The sequence below is a fragment of the Chamaesiphon sp. VAR_48_metabat_403 genome (genome assembly GCF_031422475.1).
In the GTDB taxonomy this organism is placed as follows: domain Bacteria; phylum Cyanobacteriota; class Cyanobacteriia; order Cyanobacteriales; family Chamaesiphonaceae; genus Chamaesiphon.
In genome coordinates, this window is record NZ_JANPLS010000173.1 from 1 (window position 1) to 6108 (window position 6108).

Consider the following 6108-nt stretch of genomic DNA (forward strand, 5'->3'; position numbering starts at 1 on the left):
ATTGCGAATTTCGTTAAAGTAACAGTATTTACTATAAGCCTGCCGATACATCTCTTTCGGGATCGATGTATTGCTACTATCCGATAGGATGGGAACCGGAATTTGACCGTTGAAATACAATAAAACTAAGACCTGAATTACCAATGCACCTGCAACTGCAATACCGATATTTCGCAGTGTCAAGCGTTCTTTAAGTTCTCGAAATATTTGCGGGTTAGAATCACCCATTCGATCGATTAATCTGTCTAACATAATAATTATTTACCTCACTGATGTTTACTGCTGAAATGGGGATTGGGGAACGGGGGACTAGGGACGCAGGGATTGTCAATCCTCCCAACTCCCATCTCTTTACTCAACTATTAGCTGTCAATACTTGAGTTTGAGATCGACCGCTAATTTGTAACTTTCGCTGCAATTGACGAGTCAATACTACCAATATCCCTAACTGAGCGGCAAATGCGGCGAAGATACTTGCACCCGCGCCTTGGATGGTTCCCATTGCCGCAAATGGTGAGAATAATAGTAAGAACGATACTAATTCAGTTGGAGCATGAATTGTAGATAATAGCCAAGCACCCAGACTCGGCATGAGTATTACCCCTGCGACGAGTGCTGTAATCCAAAGTTTCCGTTTTTTGACATTGAGAAATAGTCCTAAATGAGCGATCGTGGTGTAGATTAAAATCAGACTAGTTATCAAACCAATTGCTACCAAAAGGTTGATTCCATAAGTGAAATTTTTGAATGATATCAGAATCGAGATTGGAATCCACATGACCATCGCCATCCCGATATTAAGTGCGATCGCGAGTAATCCGGGACTCTTATCGTGGTAGATGAGATCTTGTACTAGCTCACGTTGCCAAAACTGACGATGCTGCTGCGTAACTCGTTCGCGACGGTAGCGACTCCAATCTTGTAACGCTTGCTTATTCGGCAATAGCAGCGGAATTAGTAGCGATAATGCAATCAGATCTATACCTGCCAACCAACCCAAGCCAAATTCATAAGAATATTCGGATTTTCCCATAAGTATCGGGATCGCAAAGCCAGCAATCCAGAGTTGCAAAACCAGATTGGCGCGATAACTTTGAGACTTGCTAATAATGGTAGCAGTCGGGTTGAGATAGCGGCGGTCTAAAGCTTGCATCACCCCACAACTAGCTACTAAATAACAGATCGTCCAAAAAATATAGAATAAAATTGCATTACTACCGATCGGAATCCCAAACCAGGATGCCTCTGTGCCAACTGATAAGCGGGGATCGATTGCTGAAGCGAATGAGTTAATTGCAGCTATCAGCATCCAAACGGGATAACTGACTACAAGTGTTGTTAAAATTGCTTGATGACCGCCCAGTAAGACATAGAATACTGCGGCATTAGCTAATAAGAACCATAACGATCCGATCGCCAGGTACCAACTACCTAAAAATAAGATATTACCGCCAGCACTGCATCCTAAATATAAATGCAGTGGCAACATAAATACTATGGCAATATATACCAAGATTGGTACACCCAATATTTTACCCACAAATATTTGTTTCGCTGACTGGGGACTGAGCCGAATAAAGTTAAAGGTACCACGTTTTTCTTCCTGAACTAAATCGGCAACCAACATATAAACCGAGCTTAAAATTAGTCCGAATGGAAATATCCAACTCAAACAGATAAAAACATCAACTTGCCATCTTTGCCAATTAATGAAGAAATGTCCAGCTCCATCTAGTTTACACAGATCGTCATAGGTGCGGTCTTTTTCATTAAAAGAAAAGTCACAGTAATGATTATTTATTTTTGTATCTACAGGATTCAACGAATCGGGGATTGGAAGTTGCCCGTAAAAGTATAATAATACTAATCCTTGAATTACTAAGCTTCCGACAATCGCGATCGCAATGTTGCGCGGAGTCAGCCGCTCTTTGAGTTCTCTGAATATTTGGGGGTTATTGTCACCCGCTCGATCGATTAGTTTGTTTAGCATAGTTCGCTCCTTCCCATCTAATTACTTAGTACAGCTTACGAAGCCTGTTGATGTCCTAATTTCAAGAAAATAGTTTCTAAATCTTCTTGAGTACATTGAAAATTGGTAATCGGCAACCGAACGTGAATTAGCGATCGTAATAAATCCGCTGCATCTTGTTCTGTACCTGAAAACCCGACCCGAATTTGATTCGTACCAGGTAAAATTTCAATATCCGCTACCAAAGAATTAGCTTTGAGTTCGCGTTTGAGAGCTTCTAAATCGCCAAGGGTACTAATTAAAATTTGTTGGCGGCTCAAGCGTTGATAGAGATCTTGAAGCTGGCAACTTTCAACTAAAAATCCTAGCTCCATAATTCCCACCGAAGTACAGAGTTCGGCTAAGTCACTCAAGACATGCGACGAGATTAAAATCGTCATCCCCGCTTCTTGGAGCGTCTTAATAATCTGCCGGAATTGCATCCGCGCGATCGGGTCTAAGCCCGATACGGGTTCGTCTAAAAGTAGTAAAATCGGTTCGTGAATAATCGTCCGCGCCAAACTCAATCGCTGCTTCATCCCACGGGATAGCGTGGCAATTTTACTATTGCGTTTGGTACTCAGTTGTACCAGTTCTAGCACATCATATAACCGTCGCTGACGACGTTCGGCAGTTAGTTTATATAGCCTAGCAAAATAATCGAGATAATCCCAAACCGTCAGATCGTCATATAACGGAAAATCATCGGGAAGATAGCCCAATAACCGTTTGAGATTGGCATTACTGCGATCGCGCAGCAACCGTTCGCCATTAATATAGATCTCGCCGATCGTTGGCTCCTCAGCGGTGGCTAGCATCCGCATTAAGGTCGTCTTACCCGCACCGTTGGGGCCGATCAAGCCATAGACCTCGCCCGCCGCCACAGCTAAATCTACGCCATGTACGGCGATATGCCGATCGAATTGTTTGGTTAAATCTTCCGTGCGAATTGCGAGTTCTGTTGCCATTGTTCCGATTGCCAGTGCCGTATATTTCGATCTTACCCAGTTGGAGCGGAAGGATCTCGCTAAAGCGCAAAATTCCACTCGATCTTAATACACTGCTGCGACTGGCAATTCCGTAAAGTTAGGCGTGTGGTTTTCGGCTCGTAATTTTAGGCGTTGTTGAATTAGGATCTGACACCCTCAGTAGGGGTAATTCATGAATTACCCCTACTGACAATACGCTTTTTGTTAGTCAGCGACTGAAGTCGCCGCTAGTGATACAAAGTCCGCCTACGCGGACTAATTTGAGACAAGAAATTAAGCTAACCGAAAAAATTCGGCGGGAAGGCAACAAAAATTTTCTGCTGTGATAATGGCAATTACTTGTAAATTAACTTTCTCATTGTAGTCAATATTTAGATAGTCATAGACATTGACAGGATTAGAGATTCCCCACATCCCCCTAATTCTTAGATAAGTAATTCCTAAAGGATCGACTTTGTTAACTCTCCCTAGTTCTTTTGTTTCAGAAAATTCAACAAAAGGAATTTCTCCCACTCCCGTGTTAATTGTATTCTTAATTATTTTATATACTTGATTGTCGGCTGCATAGCAATCACCATAAATTAGCCATAAACGCTTTAATTTTTTCTGTTGTACAACACCGATGATATCAAGTAAATCCTTAGTCCATTCACCTCCATCTACCACTTGACAATCTCTCGTAATCATTGGATCGTCAGCAAAAAGCTTTGATTTAGGATAGGAGCTATTGAGAGAAATTTCCGATCTAAAGGATTCGATTTTCTTTACTTCAATCGCATCACTATTTCTAAGAATCAGATCGGGCGGATTCTTAGGATTGCCTAAATAAGAAAATACTTGCGAATACTTCTGTACTCGAATACTTTCGTCACTTTCACTTAAAGTATCTGCAAAAATATCTTTGATGAATGCTTCAAGAGAATCACCCAAATCGTTAACTCTATTCTTCCCTTTGCTGCGATCTTGCAAGTCAGAGATTGAATTTTCGACTAAATGACTAATTACTTTTATTAAATTTGCTACTGAATATAGATTCTTAGAGGACAGGTTTACTATTTTACCACATCAACCTGTAAAAAAAGACAAAATAAACCAAGTGGAGTTATCGAGATTCAGCACAACTGACGCTGCGCGAACGTGCCATATTTGCCAATAGCCGAAAAGTATTTGATGTCTACCATACAGAGATCGTGTTGAATGGGTAGTTGCGAGAAATAGAGTTAATCTAAAATACAAGATTTACCCGATCGAACCGTTAACCCCTGACTCAATAGCATGAATAATTGCTAGATTAGCGGCGGGAAATTGATAGCTAGCCAAATCATTGACATTTACCCAGCGAATTTCGTCAGATTCGATCGATTGAGGAATGCCGCCGATATGCTGACAATGATGGACGATTAAAGTAATTTGGAACGCGGGATATGTATGCTCGATCGTAATTAAATGCTCGCCAACGCTAATTTCGATCGCTAATTCTTCGCGGATTTCCCGCACGATACATTCAGCAACCGTTTCCCCCGGTTCGATTTTACCGCCCGGAAATTCCCACAGTCCCCCCATTGTACCGCCAGCCTTCCGTTTGTCGATTAAAATTTGTCTGGCTGGATTCCAGATAAGGGCGACACCGATTTGTTTGTGGGGAAGTTTTGGGTTCATTGGGAGATGGGAGTACGGAGATGGGGGACGGGGGGACTGGGGGACGGGGAGACGGGGAGACTGGGAGACTGGGAGACTGGGAGGAAGCAACTATCCACTATTCACTATCCACTATTCCCTATTCCCTCCAAAAGGGCAGATCGATCTATGCTAGTAATAATATTTACGTACTGGATAGGGTGTGAGTAAATCGATCGGTAGAGCAATTTGGATTGAAGGTGGTACGCGGAGCGGGAAGACTGGGGCGTTAGTCGATCGATATTGTCAGTGGTTGGGCGATCGCAATATGCTAGAAAAGCCAGATCGTCCGAATGCGCCGCTGTTAGTTTTGGCGGGTAATGATGATAGTAAACGAAATTTTGGCGATCGCTTAATGGCGCAGACTCATGGTAAATATCCAGTATTGGCGAAAACGCCGATCGGGTTTATTCAAGAAGAGGTGTTCTTATTTTATCCGCTCCTGATTCAGAAATTAAATTTACCTGCCTACTTTCCGCTCAGATTGCGCCCAGAGACAGAGCAAGAGCTGGCGACAAAATTGTGGCAACCCGCGCTCGAACGCCTCAACTGGCGCGAAATTGCCCCCTCTGAGTACCGATTCGTGCGGCGGATCTTGGATTTAATGCAGTTGGCGGCTTATGCTTGCACGCCGTTGGAGTCTTTACCAGAAATTCTGACGCGGGGATTTGGAGCGATGGAGTTGGGGGAAATTTATCAGTGCGTGGAGTCTTTAGCCGTCGAGTGGCGAGATTGGTGTCTCGATTGCGGGTTGCTGACTTATGGGATAATGACGGAATTATATTGGCGGCATTTATTACCGCAGCCTGAGTATCAGCGGCATTTACGCGATCGGTATTGGGCGATTTTAGCCGATGATGTGGACGATTATCCCGCGATCGGGCGACATATTTGCGAGTTTTTATTAGATGCTGGCGTATGGGGTGCGTTTAGTTATAACCCCGATGGGATGGTGCGCTTAGGTTTGAGTGCCGATCCAGATTATTTATTAGGTTTAAAGTCGCGCTGTCTGGGTGCTAAAACCGATCTAGATCGACAAGTCATTTATCTAGATTCAATCCCGACAACTCTATTAACCGCCGGATCTTCCCGCACTAGCGTCGATCTTATCGTGCGCGCCGTCCTCAATCCTGGGAATACACCCAGTTTACCTCCAAGTATCGAAGCGATCGAAACCCGCACCCGTGGGGAAATGCTCAAACGCACGGCACATCAAGCGATCGAACTGATTACCAGCGGGAAAGTCGCACCAGGAGATATTGCCATCATCGCCCCCGGTTTAGATGGAATTTCGCGCGCCACCATCACCGATATTTTCAACCAAAACCAAATTCAGATCGCCTCACTCAACGCTCAATTACCCTTAAATAGCGATCCGGGCGTGCGCGCATTGCTCACCCTGATGGCATTAACCTATCCAAATTTAGGACAACT

At 43.6% G+C, this 6108-nt stretch carries 4 protein-coding genes and 2 pseudogenes; 1 reads left to right on the top strand and 5 read right to left on the bottom strand.

Translation table 11 applies throughout. The features are described 5' to 3' along the window. From RMO79_RS08275 to mutT, 5 genes and pseudogenes are all read right to left on the bottom strand, one after another. Positions 1–252 (bottom strand): annotated as a pseudogene (locus RMO79_RS08275) (hypothetical protein); the annotation flags it as partial. A 103-nt stretch (positions 253–355) separates the two neighbouring features. Further along, complete coding sequence (locus tag RMO79_RS08280) at positions 356–1990, bottom strand: hypothetical protein (RefSeq protein WP_310482642.1); 1635 nt, start codon at positions 1988–1990, stop codon at positions 356–358. 35 nt (positions 1991–2025) lie between these two features. Next, a complete protein-coding gene (locus tag RMO79_RS08285; protein ID WP_310482643.1) occupies positions 2026–2976 on the bottom strand; it encodes an ABC transporter ATP-binding protein in 951 nt (316 codons plus the stop codon). Positions 2977–3270: 294 nt separating this feature from the next. Further along, positions 3271–4053, bottom strand: coding sequence for an NgoPII family restriction endonuclease (locus RMO79_RS08290; RefSeq protein WP_310482645.1), 783 nt, complete (start codon positions 4051–4053; stop codon positions 3271–3273). A 183-nt stretch (positions 4054–4236) separates the two neighbouring features. Beyond that, the gene (mutT, locus tag RMO79_RS08295; protein WP_310482644.1) at positions 4237–4656 is read right to left on the bottom strand and encodes an 8-oxo-dGTP diphosphatase MutT; all 420 of its coding nucleotides are present in this window, start codon (positions 4654–4656) and stop codon (positions 4237–4239) included. Positions 4657–4837: 181 nt separating this feature from the next. Here mutT and RMO79_RS08300 point away from each other — a divergent pair. Then, positions 4838–6108, top strand: a pseudogene (locus RMO79_RS08300) (recombinase family protein); the annotation flags it as partial.